Annotated in this window: 18 protein-coding genes; 9 read left to right on the top strand and 9 right to left on the bottom strand. The window is 43.4% G+C overall.

The features are described 5' to 3' along the window. Positions 1-131: 131 nt before the first annotated feature. On the top strand, positions 132-554 hold the full coding sequence (locus IEV39_RS11320) for a hypothetical protein (protein WP_005282891.1): 423 nt from the start codon (positions 132-134) through the stop codon (positions 552-554). A gap of 42 nt (positions 555-596) precedes the next feature. Here the strand turns inward: IEV39_RS11320 and IEV39_RS11315 are convergent, their stop codons facing one another. Beyond that, the gene (locus IEV39_RS11315; RefSeq protein ID WP_005282888.1) at positions 597-2,099 is read right to left on the bottom strand and encodes a flavin-containing monooxygenase; all 1,503 of its coding nucleotides are present in this window, start codon (positions 2,097-2,099) and stop codon (positions 597-599) included. Between the two features lie 239 nt (positions 2,100-2,338). Here IEV39_RS11315 and IEV39_RS11310 point away from each other — a divergent pair, with 239 nt between their 5' ends. After that, entirely contained in the window at positions 2,339-2,743 is a 405-nt protein-coding gene (locus tag IEV39_RS11310; RefSeq protein ID WP_005282884.1) for a hypothetical protein, read from the top strand. A gap of 94 nt (positions 2,744-2,837) precedes the next feature. Here the strand turns inward: IEV39_RS11310 and IEV39_RS11305 are convergent, their stop codons facing one another. Then, entirely contained in the window at positions 2,838-4,193 is a 1,356-nt protein-coding gene (locus IEV39_RS11305; RefSeq protein ID WP_005282881.1) for a S8 family serine peptidase, read from the bottom strand. A 73-nt stretch (positions 4,194-4,266) separates the two neighbouring features. Then, on the bottom strand, positions 4,267-4,578 hold the full coding sequence (locus IEV39_RS11300; protein WP_005282877.1) for a hypothetical protein: 312 nt from the start codon (positions 4,576-4,578) through the stop codon (positions 4,267-4,269). A 617-nt stretch (positions 4,579-5,195) separates the two neighbouring features. Here IEV39_RS11300 and IEV39_RS11295 point away from each other — a divergent pair. After that, positions 5,196-5,810 (top strand): hypothetical protein, encoded by a 615-nt coding sequence (locus IEV39_RS11295; RefSeq protein WP_005282875.1) that lies wholly within the window; start codon positions 5,196-5,198, stop codon positions 5,808-5,810. 63 nt (positions 5,811-5,873) lie between these two features. Here the strand turns inward: IEV39_RS11295 and IEV39_RS11290 are convergent, their stop codons facing one another. Next, on the bottom strand, positions 5,874-7,148 hold the full coding sequence (locus IEV39_RS11290) for a hypothetical protein (RefSeq protein ID WP_005282872.1): 1,275 nt from the start codon (positions 7,146-7,148) through the stop codon (positions 5,874-5,876). A 121-nt stretch (positions 7,149-7,269) separates the two neighbouring features. Here IEV39_RS11290 and IEV39_RS11285 point away from each other — a divergent pair, with 121 nt between their 5' ends. Together IEV39_RS11285 and IEV39_RS11280 are read left to right on the top strand one after the other, a co-directional pair. Further along, complete coding sequence (locus IEV39_RS11285) at positions 7,270-8,049, top strand: class I SAM-dependent methyltransferase (protein WP_005282869.1); 780 nt, start codon at positions 7,270-7,272, stop codon at positions 8,047-8,049. A 19-nt stretch (positions 8,050-8,068) separates the two neighbouring features. Further along, positions 8,069-8,629 carry a hypothetical protein gene (locus IEV39_RS11280; RefSeq protein ID WP_005282865.1) on the top strand — a complete coding sequence of 187 codons (561 nt, stop codon included), beginning with the start codon at positions 8,069-8,071 and terminating at the stop codon, positions 8,627-8,629. A gap of 61 nt (positions 8,630-8,690) precedes the next feature. Here IEV39_RS11280 and IEV39_RS11275 read toward each other — a convergent pair whose 3' ends face one another. Continuing rightward, positions 8,691-9,254 carry a hypothetical protein gene (locus tag IEV39_RS11275; RefSeq protein WP_005282846.1) on the bottom strand — a complete coding sequence of 188 codons (564 nt, stop codon included), beginning with the start codon at positions 9,252-9,254 and terminating at the stop codon, positions 8,691-8,693. A 167-nt stretch (positions 9,255-9,421) separates the two neighbouring features. Here IEV39_RS11275 and IEV39_RS11270 point away from each other — a divergent pair, with 167 nt between their 5' ends. Beyond that, positions 9,422-10,057, top strand: coding sequence for a class I SAM-dependent methyltransferase (locus IEV39_RS11270; RefSeq protein ID WP_005282845.1), 636 nt, complete (start codon positions 9,422-9,424; stop codon positions 10,055-10,057). Here the strand turns inward: IEV39_RS11270 and IEV39_RS11265 are convergent. Next, positions 10,054-10,521, bottom strand: a complete 468-nt coding sequence (locus IEV39_RS11265) for a Holliday junction resolvase-like protein (RefSeq protein WP_004775965.1) — start codon at positions 10,519-10,521, stop codon at positions 10,054-10,056. The two genes, IEV39_RS11270 and IEV39_RS11265, sit on opposite strands and share 4 nt — an antisense overlap. Positions 10,522-10,651: 130 nt before the next feature. Here IEV39_RS11265 and IEV39_RS11260 point away from each other — a divergent pair, with 130 nt between their 5' ends. After that, on the top strand, positions 10,652-11,296 hold the full coding sequence (locus IEV39_RS11260) for a ParA family protein (protein WP_005227525.1): 645 nt from the start codon (positions 10,652-10,654) through the stop codon (positions 11,294-11,296). Positions 11,297-11,375: 79 nt separating this feature from the next. Here IEV39_RS11260 and IEV39_RS11255 read toward each other — a convergent pair whose 3' ends face one another. After that, a complete protein-coding gene (locus IEV39_RS11255; protein ID WP_005282844.1) occupies positions 11,376-11,726 on the bottom strand; it encodes a hypothetical protein in 351 nt (116 codons plus the stop codon). A gap of 307 nt (positions 11,727-12,033) precedes the next feature. Here IEV39_RS11255 and IEV39_RS11250 point away from each other — a divergent pair, with 307 nt between their 5' ends. Both IEV39_RS11250 and sodC read left to right on the top strand, forming a co-directional pair. Beyond that, positions 12,034-13,128, top strand: coding sequence for an AI-2E family transporter (locus IEV39_RS11250; RefSeq protein ID WP_005282842.1), 1,095 nt, complete (start codon positions 12,034-12,036; stop codon positions 13,126-13,128). A 107-nt stretch (positions 13,129-13,235) separates the two neighbouring features. Then, positions 13,236-13,817 (top strand): superoxide dismutase family protein, encoded by a 582-nt coding sequence (gene sodC / locus IEV39_RS11245; protein WP_005282839.1) that lies wholly within the window; start codon positions 13,236-13,238, stop codon positions 13,815-13,817. A gap of 95 nt (positions 13,818-13,912) precedes the next feature. On the opposite strand, the gene craA is transcribed toward sodC, so the two are convergent. Continuing rightward, positions 13,913-15,148 carry a chloramphenicol efflux MFS transporter CraA gene (craA, locus tag IEV39_RS11240; protein ID WP_371873719.1) on the bottom strand — a complete coding sequence of 412 codons (1,236 nt, stop codon included), beginning with the start codon at positions 15,146-15,148 and terminating at the stop codon, positions 13,913-13,915. 357 nt (positions 15,149-15,505) lie between these two features. Beyond that, complete coding sequence (locus IEV39_RS11235) at positions 15,506-15,877, bottom strand: hypothetical protein (protein ID WP_005282830.1); 372 nt, start codon at positions 15,875-15,877, stop codon at positions 15,506-15,508. Positions 15,878-15,964 lie beyond the last annotated feature (87 nt).

Raw genomic sequence — 15,964 nt, 5'->3', positions numbered from 1 at the left:
TCTTTTTCTGCATAAGTTTTTGATAAAGGTTACGTAGCGTATCAATTTCATATCATCCTCACTCTTTTCTTCAACTCAACGATAAGATATAAAATCTCGATTGCGACACGATCGCTGAAAGGACAGAAAAGATGATGAATAAAGTACAACTCATATGTTTAACCACTGCACTTGCGGCCTCGTCTTCTCTCTGGGCAGCGGATACCACAAATCACACCGCAACAGTATCAAATGCCGAAGCTGAAAAAGTGATGCCATATGGCGACAACCCAAGCATCGGTCGTGTATTGCTGTATAAAACAGGCAAAGGCATGCAGAATTTGGGCAACTCGATTCAAGGTGCATCTGAAAACACCTCTCAAAAAATGAGTGAAAAATGGCAAAGCACCAAACAATATAGCGCTGAACAATCCGAGATCGTGCAAGAACAAACCCAGAAAGCCAAACAATATACCGCTAAAAAATGGCAGGACACCAAAGATGCGGTGGTCGGAACCAACGAAGGCAATGTGCCGATTGAGCGTGCCGGACTCAGTCAGCCCTCATCGAATTAATCAAAAAACCTCTAGCTTACACTAGAGGTTTTTTTGACTTGATCAGACAGAAACGGGGTCAGTTTGTGGTTCGACCTGACGATCAATCAGATACTCATTTAAATTAAAATGACTGAGTTGCTGGCGCATCTTAAACGTCGTCCACGGCCATACGGTACTATTGCGTCCATTACGATCAATGAAATAACTCTGACAGCCGCCTTTATTCCAGACCGTGGTTTTTAAGGCTGCTTGTACACGCTGATTAAACCGGGCCATGCGCACAGGATCAACTTCAATGGTTTGGATATTTTGCTGAATTGCCTGTTTGAGTGCATCGATAATATAGGCCAGCTGCGCTTCAATGATAATAAATGCCGAAGAACTCACCGCAATATTGGGACCAAACATCAAGAAACCATTTGGACAATCCGCCACCATGGTTCCCATATAACCTTCCGGACTACCCTTCCAAACTTCTGACATGCTTTGACCATAACGGTTAAACACCCTTTGGGCAATCGGCGGTTCAGCCACTTCAAACCCCGTCCCGAGAATAATCACATCCGCTTCGACGCAGCGACCATCGCTGGTAAATAATTGATTGTCTTTAACTTCACTGAGAGCAGTAGCTACCACTTCAACATTCGGCTGTGCCAAAGCAGGATACCATTCATTAGACTGGAGAATCCGCTTGCAACCAATCACATAATTCGGCGTGACTTTACAGCGTAATTCAGGATCTTTAATCCCTTGTTTAATATGAAATTCAGCAATACGTTGTATCTGTCGCATCGCTGTATTACTCTGTAAGCTACCATTTAAGCTCTCAAAAATACCATATACCGAACCACGCATCAGCGATTGGGTAACAGGGAGATATTTAAAAACTGTCTGGAGCGGAGCAGGTAAAGGCATATCCGACTTCGGTAAAACCCAGTGCGGTGTGCGCTGAAATACAGTCAGTTGCTTTACCAAAGGTTGAATCTGGGGAATAAACTGGATCGCTGATGCACCCGTGCCAACAACGGCTACGCGTTTCCCAGTTAAATCCAGATCATGTCGCCAACGCGATGAATGAAAAATTTCCCCTTTAAAGTGTTTTAATCCTTTGACATCCGGTATCACAGGTTCATGCATCGGGCCACACGCCATAATCACAAACTGCGCATGAAACTCACCTTGATTAGTGTTAATGATCCAGCACTGTTTAGCATCTGACCACGTTGCGGCTAAGGCTTCATGATTGAAGTGAACATGCGGCATGACCTGATATTTCAGTGCGGTATTTTGCAAATATTGTTTGATTTCAGCCTGTCCAGCGAACACCCGACTCCACGCAGGATTCGGTTCAAAAGAATAGGAATACAAGGCAGAAGGCACATCACAGGCACAACCGGGATAGGTATTTTCACGCCATACGCCACCCAGCTCATCCGCTTTCTCAAGCAAAATAAAATCATGGATGCCAGCTTCTTTCAGTTTGATTGCAGCCCCTAATCCTGCAAAACCGCCACCAATGACGATGACCCGATGAAATGCTACAGCTTTCGACTTCGTATTCATGACCTCTTGTTCCCTGTACTTAAAGCCCAAAACACTATGGCATTAAGCTCTAAAACGGTCATTATCAAGACAGGCCGTTTATAGCGTTATTTTTGACAGAATTTGCCAAATCATGCTGCTGTTGAATTCATTCAAAAAATAAGCTTAAAATTTACAGTGTTATCTCAAAACATGCATTGAACTTCACGACCCTAGACCACACACTGAAATGATTAATTCACAGGACCGGAATTTTGCCCATGCTGCATCGCCCCTTCAAGATCATGCTAGTCTCAGTGCTGAGTGGAATGAGTTTCACCGCCTGTTCAACCTTGCAGAACCAGAGCCCAGACACCCCCAAAGTATTAGAGCAGATTAAAAATATTGGCGCTTCTCCAACAACAGAAGGCAATATTGCGAAACTGATGAAACAGGATAAAAATTGCATTATTGAATTCACAGGCTACTTTGACGGCGGACAAGCCATAGAGCACTGGACATTCAATCACTCTGGATTAATTTCAGCGAATTCATCGACACAATATACCACCCGTGCCTCTGCAAACACCTCCACAGCATTTGATATTGAAGATCCGGCAGTGCAGGCAAATTTCAAGAAACTGCAAAGTAATTTTAGTGCCAGCACACTGGCGCAATGCCATTGAGGCCATAAAAAAACTCGTTGCGGCTATCTCTAGCTGCAACGAGTTATGGCTTTTAAACTATTGTCTGGATCAGTCTTGAGCTTCTAAACCCAGCTTAATTCGCATTGAGTCCACTGGTGGCCGCAGCTAAATCAATACGCGGGAAGATCAAACCGGTACGTTTATCGCGAATCGGCTTACCTGTTGCCTTCAAGCGGTTCACGGTCTGGTCTATCGTCTCGGATGGGCTGACATCATTGGCACGTAATAAGGCAATCGCGCCTGCAACATGCGGGGCCGCCTGTGAAGTGCCGCCTTGAGTTTCACCGCCTGCGGTAATCATGGCACCCGGTGCCAGCAAGGTCACCAGTGAACCGCCATTACTAAAGCAGGTCACCTGATCGGCTGCAGTAGTCGGATCTGAACACTTCACCGGATTACCCCAGGAAACACCCCCAATATTACTGTCATAAACAGCGCCTACCCGTACAGCGCCTGCAACACAGGCCGGTGAGGAAATACCATCAGCAAAGCCATCATTACCGGACGCGACTACAGGCACAACACCTGCAGCACGTGCATTGGCAAAGGCAGTGCTATAACTGCTATTGCTACATTCAGAGGTATATTTCACCCCTGGCACCCCTAAACTCAGGTTAACCGCTTTAATGTTATAGGTCTGGGCATTGTTCACGGTCCAGTTTAAGGCCGCCAGAATATCACTGTCATAGGCAGTACTGCCCCATTGACCATTGACACGAATTTTACGGAAGGTATCGATCCCTATGATTTTGGTTTGCGGTGCAACTTTGGCAATAATACCTGACACATTACTGCCATGCCCATCATCATCCAGACTATTATCATCCGGAGCGCTGTCAAAGGCATATACCACCCGACAACTCGATGCCGGGGTATTTACCGCGGTACAGCCAAAATCAGCATGCTTATAATTCACGCCCGTGTCGATCACCACCACACTGGTTCCCTCTCCGCTAAAGCCATTTGTAACCGCTTGCGGTTGGTTAATTAAGGGAAGGCTTTCCATGGTGGTGGTTACATTTTTACGGTTTGGATACACCCCTTTAACGCTCGGATCATTTAACACTTGTGCCAAGGTTTCGCGGTTTTGAATCCGGTACAAGCCCAAAGGCAGGCCATTAAACTCACGTAAGGTTTGAAAGCCTGCGGCTTTGCTGTATTTACTTTTGAACTGATTTTTACCCACTGCAATCAGGCTACGTTTTTCTCGCCCCAAAGTGGTGCTGGTTGCACTGTTATCATATTCGATCAATAAATCATTTGAATCATTATCGATCAGGGCTTCAATATTAATTTTACCCTGCTGTACTTTATTTAATGCCGCAGAACTCAGGCGTTGTTTGAGTTGGACTGCATTCAGTGTTGCAGCTGAGGTGGTGGTAGTTAGAAAAGCGGATAAGCTTAATAGTAATAAAATTTTATTGTTCACTGTGGATCTCCATCGTTCTTGGATAAAGAACTTTTGAGTTTTTGGTTTTCTTGGATAAAGAAATCCAGCGTATTTAAAGTTTTTTAATTTCATTCGCTGGGTCGGTTTCCGGATCAATCGGTTGTATCGAAGGATCACTTTTGGTGTCATAAAATTGAACATCTTTTTGTGTTGTATTTAATTGATTCAACATATCGGATGTAGTGTGTGTTGCTGTTTTGGCCTCCTCTGATTTTAAAACGCTTGAACTGCTGCCTGAGTGCTCAGGACGCATCTGGTAAACTGCGGTATCGTCTGAGGCATTGCTCGGCGTTGCGGGTTCAAAATAGAACACCACCACGCCAAGTGCGATCAGGACAAATAAAAATGCGGCAATCTGTTTCATTTATATTCTCCAGTGCTTGAGTTACTGGTCATTACCTGGTTGTCAGTTGTTTTTCTATAAATAATGCGAATACAATTTAAAAATTCACTTTAAATTTCACATATATATTTCAAGTCAAAACGATTAAAAATTTCATGGGACCTAAACCCCTTAAATCTTTTAACTCGATTTCATACTTCAAAATGAAGAATCAGGTGGAATCGAAAATGGGTCCTAAAACTTTAAATGACTCAAAAAAGTACAACGACGATTTCACCTATTTATACCAAGCAATAAAAATGCCATGATTTTGATTATTTTTAAACCGGTTTAATCCTATTTAAATATTCTAAATTTTCATATTTGGTCCGATAAAATATAACTCGAAATGATTAAAAACCGTTTTGCCCTAAAAATATAAAAATGATGATTTACAGGATTTTATATTAATTAAAAAACATCACTTTTCACGTGCTTATTATGATAACCAGTCTTCATAATTTCTCACCAAAGTGTGTTTGAGCTGTAATCTGGATGTAATTTTTGATGAAAATCACACATTTTTGCTTTTTTGCTCGCTATGATGCACTTGCGTTAATGAAGTACCGCTTTACGGTACATCGCTTAAGGAAATCGCAATGAAAAAAATGATCAAAACAGCTATCGTGACAACAACTATCCTTGCTTCTGCCTCTGTTTTTGCACAGAGCGCTGAAGTCAATGCGAATGGCTCAGCTCAAGTCAACGTACAGTCTGGTGGCTTGCTTAAGGGTGTGACTGGCGCAGTAAAAAATACTGCTCAAGGCGTTGGTCACGTGGCACAAGGCGTAGGTCATACAGCACACAATGTCGGTCACGCTGCTGTCAATACAGGCGTAAGCGCAACTCAGAAAACCGTTGGAACAGCAACTCATATCGGTTCAACTGTCGTGAACAAAACCGGTGAAGCCGTTAAAAACACTAAAGATTATGCAGTAGAGAAAACTGTTGATGGGAAAGAGTTTGCAGCGGAGACTACTGCAAATGTCAAAAAACGTATTGAAGACAAAAAGGCATCTAACCAACCTAAATCATTAAATTTAGGTGCTCAAACCAATGCACAAGCACAGGTAAACGGTAAAACTACCGGTGTAAATGCCCAAACCGGCTTGAATGCAGATAAGAAAGGCCTGCAAACAGGTGCCAATGTCGGTGTTAAAGTACTAGGCGTCAATGCCAATGTGAATACTAATGCAAAAATTGGTGCAAACTAATCCTTTAAGTCCGTTCTAAAAAAAAGCCCTTTGCAATGCAAAGGGCTTTTTTATGGCAAAGAATTAATTAAATAATTGCAGTTTGGTCTGCTCATCCACATTATTTTCAACAAAATGCGTGAAGCCTTGTTCATCACAGCTTAAGCTCAGTTGCTTATAACTGATGCTACAAAACTCGGCATAACATTTAAACACCAGCGGCGACTGATCCAAGGCCAAAGCCTCACCAACCTTGACCAGCTTGTGAATACCACGATCATTCATAGTCAATAAATAAGTTTCATCATTCAGCTCGAGTTGCACCAATGCGCTGTCCGCAATTTTTAACGGAACAAGATAATTCAGATTGGCTGCAAGCGTCTCAGCGCTATAACTTTCCAGTTTTAAACTCACCAGATTAAAGACCAGACAGCTCTGTTGAGCCGTTATGAGCGTTGGCTTCGAATGATCAGTGTGTTGTACGAAATGCGGCTGAATCCCCAACTTATGCAGGTTCTGCTCGCTGGCATGTTTCAGCTTAAATAACTGTTGTACCAGCTTCTGCTTGATGACCGCATCAAAATAGCGCTCATCCAGCTCAAACTCATTGTTTTCTAAAATCTTCAATAAGGCCTGATGATGTCTTGCCAATAAGGCATCCAGTACATGACGATAATAGAATTTACTTTGCTTTTTAACTTCACGTACACGCTTGTAGAAATAAGTAATTTCAAAAGGTTTTTCGACAAAATCATTCAGCAATTGCGAGCTTGCCAGCACCGAAAGTGCTTCATGGCCAGTAAATGGCAAATGAATGACATGCATCTTCGGCAATAAAGGCTGAATTTTTAAGAAATGCTCTTTATCTTCGGCAAAATAAGGGTCGTAAACAATAATATATTCACGCGATACATCGACTTCATCAGCCTGAATCTGCATGTCTTGATGAATGCCGGCATCAAAAAACTCGGCATAACGGCGATCTTGAACCACATCGGGATCGATCGAATACTGTGGGACAAAAGCCACCACTTTTTGCATATCCAACAAGTTGGAATATTTAATTGCAGCATAGCCCCCCATGGAGCCGCCATAGCCGACAATCTGTTTAAACTGTTGCAAAATTGGCAGAATCTGTTGCTGCATTTGCAGCATGCTGCTTTTAGGAAACCATGATTTTTGTTTTGGCATTATGCCAAGGACGTTGTATTGATATTTTATTAATGATTTTTCAGCATTAATGGACATTCCTTTGGCGCGACTAATCAAATCGCCGAACGAAACCACTAAAGTGTCACTTGAACCTTTTAAAAAAATAACGCGAATATGTTCATCTTCAAATACGATTTGCTTATCCATGCTCACACTGAGAAATTGATCCAGGGTCTGTAGCAAAAAGTCACCAAATGATGGCTTTGCCAAACCATAATTGCGGAGTATCTTATTTTATAGAGATAAGACAGATTAAAAAGCGCAAAAGATGACACAATCCTTACACCCTGCCGCTCAAAAAGGCTTTAGTTTAGGTGCCGAACTGTACCAGCAGGTTCGCCCCAGTTACCCGCAAGATATTGCGGTTTGGCTGCAAGATCGCCTCCAGATAGGTGAAAATTCCACTGTTATTGACCTCGGTGCCGGGACTGGCAAATTCTTACCCTACCTGTTGCAAAGCAAGGCCAAAGTGATTGCGGTCGAGCCTGTCGCTGAAATGTTACAACAGCTTCAGCACAACCATCCACAGGTGAAATGTATACAGGCATCCAGTGATCATTTGCCACTGGCAGATGCCTCGATTGATGCGATTCTATGTGCCCAATCCTTCCACTGGTTTGCCAATCTTGAAACCTTGACGGAAATGCATCGGGTATTAACGCCGTCGGGACATTTAGGGCTGATCTGGAATCAACGCGACACCACGGTGGACTGGGTCAACGCACTGGCGGAGGAAATTGCTCCGCTAGAAGGAGATACTCCACGTTATCACAGTGAGCAATGGAAACAGGTATTTGAACAGCAGCAACTGTTTAGCTTTGTTGAATTACAAACCTTCCAGCAGAAACATCACGGTACGGTTGAGCAAGTGGTGAGTAAGCGTTTATTGTCGACCAGTTTTATTGCCGCCATGCCGGTCGCAGAACAGCAACAGTTAAAAGCAAAGTTCGAACAAATCGTATTTGATTTTACCGGTCTAACTGCGCAAGATCAGATTGATTTCCCCTATACCACCTTTGCATATCATTTTCAGAAAATTGCAAACTAAATATTTGTCGAGTTGATCCATGCCGAGTATGAAAACCACCTTTGCCCTGAGCTGTATGCTCAGTTCAGCCCTGCTCTTGAGCGCCTGTAATAAAGATAAAGAACCGACAGCCAAACAGGAGCAGCAAAGCAGTTCGGCCCACGATGAGATTGGTCAATTAAAGCAGTTGCCGATCAAACAGTTCCCTGCAACCGCAGATGATGGCCATGATATTGCCATACTGGATGACTATGACCGCCGCTTTACCGATATGAGCGATAGCATGGAAATGGAATTGGCCAAGATGAAAGAAGCCAATACCTTAACCCCGAAATTTGAACAGCAACGCCAAAAGGACAATGTTAAATCTGCGCTGTCGATGTTGAAAGATCTGGAACTAAAAACCGAGCAAGGCCGTTATATTCAAGGCTTACTGTATGATTATTGGGAACAGCAGGCAAAAATTTTGGACCAGACGGGTACTGCTAAAACAGAGACTCGCCAGCCGGTCGATCAGCTCAATGAATATCTACATGCTCAAAGCCAGTTACATCACTGGAGAAGTACTCAGTCCGCTGAAACAAAAGCACAGGAAGAATAATTGACATGCATAAAAAAAGAGGGATTTCGCGCCCTCTTTTTTATTTAAATACAGCATCAAGTTAAATATTCTGTTTCTCAATCCACTGAATTGAACTGACACGGAACAGTTCACAGGCCCCATCACCGACACCACCTGGAGTGAGCGATGATTTCCACACCAGATCCTTATCACGAATCTCAACCAGTTCACCTTTTAACTGCACCAGATCACCACGTTTCACCTGTTTAATCTGTTTGGCAATCTCTGGATTGGCAGGAATAATGTGCATATTCGATACCATTTTGATGGCCTGATCGGGTGGGACCGGTAAGGTTTTCATTTTCCAGTTCAGGTAACGGTCATATTGTTGAACATCAATGGTTCGCGCAATCTCGGGATTCGCAAACAGACCCAAACTGACCGCATAATCTATCGGAGAAAATTTGGCTTGCTCATCGTCATGATAGAGTTTTGAACCGAGAATCCGGAAGTTGCCGTCAAACGGCTTGAGTACCGAAATCGACTGATATTTCACAACGGGCGCTAAACCATTGGCAATATTGTATTCTTCCCCATTGGTCGATGCATGTGTCTGCCCAATTGCAACAACCATGCATAAACTCATCAACAGACGTTTTTTCATGGCTCAATCATCCTCAACATAACGAAAAACTTAGAAAAGCACGTCTCTTCATAGTATGCTTAGATGGTGAAAAAAAGTGCTTTTTTTAGTAACAATCAAACTCACTTTGGTCATATTTTTGTGGTGCAGTGACCCTCCGCTTATTTTGAATCAATGAATGGATTTGTATGATTTACCAATTTTACCAACGCCGTATATTCCCTCATTTACTGAATCAGGTCATGCAAACCGCCAGCCTGATGGATCGACGTCGTGAATTATTGCTCCCGATCGAAGGAGAAGTCCTCGAGATTGGTTTTGGTACAGGTCTGAATATTCCCTTCTATGGCAATGTCGATACGCTTTATGCGCTGGAGCCAAATCCGGACATTTATCTGCTTGCGGTTGAACGGGTTCAACAGGCGCCATTCTTTATCAAGCATATCCAATCCAGTGCAGAAAAACTGCCTTTTGCCACCGCATCTCTGGATCATGTGGTCTCAACCTGGACCTTGTGCAGTATTGCCCAGCTTGATCAGGCACTGGCAGAAATCTATCGCGTGCTCAAGCCGACAGGGACCTTTCATCTGGTAGAACATGTCAAACATCCAGACTCTGCGAAGATACAGTCCTTGCAAACTTTACTCACCCCGATCCAGAAACGTATTGCTGATGGTTGCCACCTCAATCGCGATATGGAGCGACACCTGTTACAAGCTAAATTTAAACTGATCGAAAAACAATATTTTGATGCGGAAGGCATTCCGGCCATTGCGCAAAAGATGCTGTTCGCCCGGGCACAGAAATTACAGATCCCGCATTAATCTTCAAAATCGATTCTTAAGGTCTCAAAACGGATCCGGCCTTCGCGAACCGCTTGGGCAATGGCCTGCTGCCCTTTGCTTAAGCGTGCCCCACCGCTTTTGATGTCGAGCAAGATCACTTCGATATCTTCGGCAGTTCCGTCACCATCACGGAAATCGGTATAACCATCAAACACTACATAATCGACAGGATCACCGAGGAATTTGGCATCACTAGGCAGATACTGGAATTCAGGCAAGATCGGTGCAAACTGTTCCGCCATTTTCCCCTTCAACACCGCCCGACTGGTATTGACACTGCGCTTCTGTGCATCCAGCAAGGCCTGTTTATGTTCCAGTTCCAGCTCGGCAATATACTTTTCATATTCGGCCTGTACCCGACCATTGCGGGTACTGGACAAAATAATGGTGGTGATGACGACGCCAATACAGCCACCGATCAACATTGCAAGCCAAACCGACATAAAACCTTCCTTTTTCTGAATATCGCTATTTAACTGCAACATTAAACTTTTGTCATGTGTAACACACTGGCGCTAAAAAGATGCTAAGGTATGGTTGAATACGAGAGCCAAGTTAAATAAATCTAATTTCATGAAAACCATATTAATCGCAAATCAAAAAGGTGGCTGTGGCAAGACCATGACGGCGATCACGCTCGCTGCCGCACTCTCACAAAAAGGCTATAAGGTCGCGCTGGCCGATGCAGACAACCAGAAATCTTCTTTACAATGGTTAAAGCAGCGTCCGGCGACGGTGACTGGCATTCAGAGTCTGGATTGGCGACATGAAAAATCGATCGGTGAAGCACCAAAAAATCTGGACTATTTAATTATTGATGCGCCTGGTGCGCTGTCAGGTGAACATGCGGAGCAACTGGTCAGCGAAGCGCATGCCATCGTGACGCCGCTGCAACCTTCGTTCTTTGACATTGATAGTACCCGCCGTTTCCTCAAGCATTTGCAAGACATTAAACGCATTCGTAAAGGAAAGGTCCAAATCCTGCTGATTGCCAATCGGGTCAAACCGAACAGTTCCAGCTCTAAAGATATTCAGGACTTCTTTAACAAGATTGAACAGGAACCTGTGGCCTGGATTTCAGAGCGGAGTGCCTATGGTACATTGGCCATGCAGGGCCTCAGTATTTTTGATAAAACCCAGAAAAACTTTGTCAGTATCCAAAGCCAGTGGCAACCGGTGTTAAACCAGTTAGTCGACGATCCCAGTGAATGGTTTTAAATACACTGGTTCCATCATAAAGATGAAACCAGTGAAAGGCTTGGTTCTCGATATCGCTCGATTTAGCAAGCTTTAATGTCTATTCAGGCCTGATAAACGGAGCAGGGTTTTCACTCGGCCCGTCTTTTTCAGCACTTTCATCTTTCAGATTATGCTTCATTTCGTCACGGTCCAGATTTTCAACTGCTTTACGAATATTTTCATTACCATGACTTCCCTCAGGGTTCTGCGAAGTTGCGTTCTGGTCTAAGCTCTGTTGCAATTGCTCGGTGTCTGTGAGCCCTTCAATCTCTTGATAGCTGGCTTTATCGTTATTGAATAGGTTCGCAACGTTGTCATTGGGCTGGGAAACATCGTTAGGATTCGTTTTTGCTTGATTCTGCGATTCTGCTTTTTCAGGTGATTGATTGTGATTATTTGAATAAGCCATCGAACTACTCCTTAAAATTCATTTATGGATGCGTGATGGATTTAATCTAACAATACGCTTTGTAACTCGTTGCCGACTCCTGTATTAAACTCGATAGTAAATGTTGCCAGCGTGAGTTCATGTATTTTGTGCTGAACATTATTTCCTGTTTTTTACATGTATCACCATCGAACGCGCTGACCTTTTAAATTTTATGCTGTTGCTGGAGTAAAACATTTAAAGCTGAAATTACCGAATGAAATTTTACTGTGCAGATTTTTCAGTTAATATGATTTTATTCGCATTTTACTTTTAGAGACGGACGCTTGTGCAACAATACGCTCCCATATTACAACGCGTTTTGCTATTTGGACTGTTCTTTGTCCTGCTCTTTTTGGGATTCAGTATTCTCAAATACTTTATTGTCCCTGTACTTTGGGCGGCCATTATTGCGTATATGACCTGGCCTGTTTATTTATGGGTACAGCGTCGTTTCTTTGGTGAAAACCGTCCTACCCTAAATGCCACACTAATGATTACGCTGGTGATTTTAGTGATCGGAATTCCTTTTATTTTTGCAATCTTCATGTTGCAACTGGAAGGACGCAATTTATATTTTAATTTACAACGTCAACTATTCTCGGGTCATATCCAGATTCCGGACTTTATCAGGAACCTGCCCATCATTGGTAAGGATATCAGCCGTACCGTAAATGAACTCAGCAATGATCCGAACAGCATTACCAAGAATATTGCAGAATGGATTCAAAGCCACTTGAGTTATGGACGTTTTGTGCTGAGTGAAATTAGCCGTAATCTGGTCAAACTGACCTTTGCCATCATGACCCTGTTCTTCTTTTATCGTGACGGGCAAATGATTCTGGCTCAGGTGAGTCGTGCTCTGGAAATGGTAATTGGCCCACGTGTGCATCATTATCTGGACACCATTTCAGAAACTACCCGTGCCGTAGTCTATGGCGTTGGTTTAACTGCAGTGGCACAAGCCCTGCTGGCAGGTCTGAGCTACTTTGTCGCAGGTGTACCGAATCCGATGCTACTTACTATGGTGACTTTTATCCTCGCGCTGATTCCTTTTGGCACACCGGTTTCCTATCTGGGTGTTGGCCTATGGCTCTTTGCGCAAGGCCAAACTATGGAAGCGATTGGGGTGGTGCTGTGGGGTGTATTGATTGTCAGCAGTTCGGATAATGTGATTCGTCCATTGGTGATTTCAGGCGCAACCCAGATTCCGTTTATCCTGATTATGTTTGGGGTACTGGGTGGTATTGCCAGCTTTGGTTTGGTCGGTCTATTCATTGGTCCTGTGATTCTGGCGATTCTATTGGCGATCTGGCGTGAATGGCTGCATGAAAATGTGGATGAACCGGTTGCAACACTGGATGCTCCATCTGAAACCAAATAGGTTTATTTTGTTTAATTTTTTGTCACCAATTGATTAACTTGCTTGCGGGATATCCCAGACTTTGTTTGAATCGTCAAATAAAGATAATTTATAAGGATATCTTCGCAATGACTTTAACGATTCAAAAACTCTCTTTACTGGGCTGTCTGGGCCTGAGTATTGCTGCCTGTTCTTCTGCTGATTTAGATCACAATGCATCAAAAATCCAGACCCAATCAACCACGCAACAACAAAAACAACTGGTACAGGTCTATCAGGTCGATACCAAAGGTGTGGGATCTTCTATTGGTACAGTGGCTTTTCAGGAAACGCCAAAAGGCTTGCTCATCACCCCTGCGCTCGGCAAGCTTTCGCCGGGTGAACATGGTTTCCATATTCATGAAAATGGCTCATGTGAAGCCGCAATGAAAGATGGCAAAATGGGTGCAGCGCTTGCAGCTGGTAGTCATTTGAATCCGAATCAGGCCCCTCATCACGGTACCCCGGAAAATGGTCATTTGGGTGATTTACCGGTTCTGGTTGTAGATGCAAAAGGCTTTGCCACCCAACCTGTGATTGCACCACGTTTAAAACTGGCTGATATTCAGGGTCGGGCCATCATGGTCCATGTCGGTGGCGATAATTATTCTGACTCACCAAAACCTTTAGGTGGTGGCGGAGACCGTATTGCCTGTGGTGTGATTAAATAATTTAAATACTGTGGGTATCTAAAAAGATATCCACAGTTTTGCTGCTGTTTTGAGCAGCATAAAAAAAGCTGAGATATTGATCTCAGCTTTTTTTATTAGTTGATACCTTCTGCTTTACGCTCCAGCATCACCTGTTTTAACACCTTGCGCGGTTGTGCAAACCAGAATCCAATCAGCACCACACTCGCCAGTGCAAAGGCCCAGATATGCACATGGGTATACAGCACCCGTACCAGTTCAATGATGACAAAATAACTGACCATCATCAGCATTGAAACCGCCGCAGCGACCGTCCCTTTTGATACTTCAGAAGACATCAAGGCAAAACGGTACATCACTGAGAAACTGATCCCCTCGCCTAAACTGACCAAGGTCATACCAATCAATAAGCATGACACCAGATAAATGGGCCAGATCACTCCCAGCACCAAGAACAGCGTTCCCAGTAACATGATCGGTAAGCCCATTAAAATGGTTTTACCTAAAGGGAAACGGTCAATAATCTTGATCAGAATCACATTACCGATAATCAGGCCAAAGAACACCGGGAACTGGGCCAAGCCATATTGCACACTGCTGAGCTTTAACTCATCTACCAGAATGATCGGTGACAAGGCGATCCACAGCATTAACGGCATACCGACCAAAGGTAAAGCAATACTTAAACCAAGAAAACGGCGATTGCTAAACACTTTTTTAAAGTCATCCAAGATATAGCTAAATGGCTGTTTCGGCTGTTTGCGACTTTCCTGTGTGGCAGGCATAAATTTCTTTAAACCAAACCAGCTCATGAAAGACACTGCCGCAATGGCGACAAAGCCCCAATGCCATGACACATAATCAATCAGGAAAGCACCCAGTACCGGCCCGAGCAAAGGAGCAAGCAAAGAGATATTGGCCATGAGTGCCATGACCTTGATGGCATCACGCTCTGCAAAGCTTTCCTGAATCGCAGCATAACCCACTGCTGAAATCACCGATAAACCCATGCCTTGCAGGAAACGTAGCGTTAAAAACTGCTCGATATTATGCGTCAGCAAAATCAGTAAACAGCAGATCGTAAAGAAAGCTACACCTGCCAGTAATACTTTTTTTCGTCCCAGCCGGTCTGAAAGCGGGCCAAGTAACCATGCCACACTGGCCCCACCCAACAGGTAGAACGACATGGATGAAGGCGCCCAGGTTGCACTCACGGCAAACTGTTCGGTAATGGCCAGCATGGCTGGCTGAATCAGGTCATTACCGATATAAACCGAAAATTCAAATAGCACTAAAGCTAAAGGAAACATGAGCGTTATACGGTTTAACGTCATGTTCTGATTATTCGTCATCATGTTTTATTCACAAAAATAACCAACTAGTGCCCGTCCCATTTTCAAAAAAAGAAAACAGGATCACGACCACGAGATTTTATGGTTTAGAATTAAATTTTGATTTCATGCCCTAAAAAAGCATGTGATAAATGTGAAAACACCGTATTCACTAGGTGTATATAAGAAAAACAATCTATTTACGTGAGACTGGTAAATGTTTTACCTTTTGGCACAATCGCCAGGCGCAACTTTAGCACTTTTTTAAAATGACAGCAATTTGAATCCATCTTCCACAGCGATTGTGACAATGTGAATAACCTGAAAGTTATCCACATTTTTGAATAGATTTTAGACTGGACAATAGAGTCCCGATCATTATGGGCATAACTCAAACTGGAAAGTTTCGGTATTTTCACCTCTGGCACATTGGTAGCTCTGCTTTTTATTCACAATTTTCCAGACGTCCTGATCGCGCTTTAATTGATATTCGGTACGCACCGCCACCACAGAATCATCTAGTTGCGCCTGTTCCACCGTAATCTGTGCATCGCTTGGATTCTCTGCCGTATTAAACTGCTGATCTATCTTTAGATTATTATCATCGTGAAATAAATTCGGCTGATCCAGTAATACCGCATGCATGGCCGTACTTTTTTGAACTGCCGCTTGTTGTTGCGATTCAGTAATCGATTGATTACATGCGCTGAGGAATAAAGCACATCCCAATATCATTGCAGTTTTATACATTTTGCCCTCTGCACTTCATGTTGCTCATTTATGCTACTATACAAAACTGCATGGTCAGGCAACAAAATGTTATGACGTGCTAGAGAT

The sequence above is a fragment of the Acinetobacter courvalinii genome, assembly GCF_014635545.1.
Taxonomy (GTDB): Bacteria; Pseudomonadota; Gammaproteobacteria; order Pseudomonadales; family Moraxellaceae; genus Acinetobacter; species Acinetobacter courvalinii.
Note: the sequence above shows the minus strand (reverse complement) of the source record. Positions and strands in the feature narration are given on the sequence as shown.